Raw genomic sequence first — 1,211 nt, forward strand, 5'->3', positions numbered from 1 at the left:
GCGGCGGGCTGGCGGAGCATGCGGCGGCGGCATGGGGGCACCGGCCTTCATAGCCTCTCCACCTGCGGAAACGATGCGACGGCCAGGTGCCGGGAGCTATTCCCGCGTTGCGCTAGCTGCGGAAACGCGGGGCCCGTTCAGGCTGTTGCGTTGAGATTGAAAATCAACCTTTACAAAAGCGACTCATAGAATTATTTCCTCCCGTTAAATAATAGATAACTATTAAAAATAGACAATACTTGCTCATAAGTAATGGTACTTAAATTGTTTACTTTGGCGTGTTTCATTGCTTGATGAAACTGATTTTTAGTAAACAGTTGACGATATTCTCGATTGACCCATTTTGAAACAAAGTACGTATATAGCTTCCAATATTTATCTGGAACATCTGTGGTATGGCGGGTAAGTTTTATTAAGACACTGTTTACTTTTGGTTTAGGATGAAAGCATTCCGCTGGCAGCTTAAGCAATTGCTGAATCGAGACTTGAGTGTGCAAGAGCAACCCTAGTGTTCGGTGAATATCCAAGGTACGCTTGTAGAATCCTTCTTCAACAATCAGATAGATGTCAGACGCACGGCTTTCAAAAACCACTTTTTTAATAATTTGTGTGCTTAAATGGTAAGGAATATTCCCAACAATTTTATACCTCTGTTTGTTAGGGAATTGAAACTGTAGAATATCTTGGTGAATTAAAGTGACACGAGTATTCAGTTTTAATTTTTCTGACGATAAGTTGAATAGATGACTGTCTAATTCAATAGACGTTACCTGTTTACTTATTTTAGCCAGTTTCGTCGTTAAATGCCCTTTACCTGTTCCAATTTCGTAAACGGTATCGGTTTCTTTTAAATTCAATTGTTTTATTATTTGGTTGAGTACTTTTTCACTCGTTAAAAAGTTTTGAGAATATTTTATATTTTTGTTCATGTAATCTCTCCTGAAGTGATTACATCTATAAACAAATACAGAAGTTAAACGATTTGTTTGTAATTTTAGTTATCTGTTTAAAAAGTCATAAGATTAGTCACTGGTAGGAATTAATCTAACGTATTTATTTATCTGCGTAATCACTGTTTTTAGTCTGTTTCAAAACAGTAGATGTTTTATCTACATTATGCATTTGGAATACCAACATGACGAATCCCTCCTTCTTAATTACAAATTTTTAGGCTCTTCGGTGGTTTCTGTGGGAGAGATTCCGGCATAGGC

The 1,211-nt window shown here is 37.7% G+C and carries 2 protein-coding genes; both read right to left on the reverse strand.

Annotation, left to right across the window (positions count from 1 at the left end):
• Window positions 1-191 precede the first annotated feature (191 nt).
• Window positions 192-929 (reverse strand): 23S rRNA (adenine(2058)-N(6))-methyltransferase Erm(B), encoded by a 738-nt coding sequence (erm(B), locus tag DW037_RS10400; RefSeq protein WP_001038795.1) that lies wholly within the window; start codon window positions 927-929, stop codon window positions 192-194.
• Between the two features lie 124 nt (window positions 930-1,053).
• Window positions 1,054-1,137: a 23S rRNA methyltransferase attenuator leader peptide ErmL gene (locus DW037_RS10405; protein ID WP_001860874.1), complete on the reverse strand. Its 84-nt coding sequence runs from the start codon at window positions 1,135-1,137 to the stop codon at window positions 1,054-1,056.
• Window positions 1,138-1,211: the final 74 nt, after the last annotated feature.

Origin of the sequence: Collinsella sp. AF39-11AT, assembly GCF_003474585.1 — a bacterium.
Classification (GTDB): Bacteria; Actinomycetota; Coriobacteriia; order Coriobacteriales; family Coriobacteriaceae; genus Collinsella.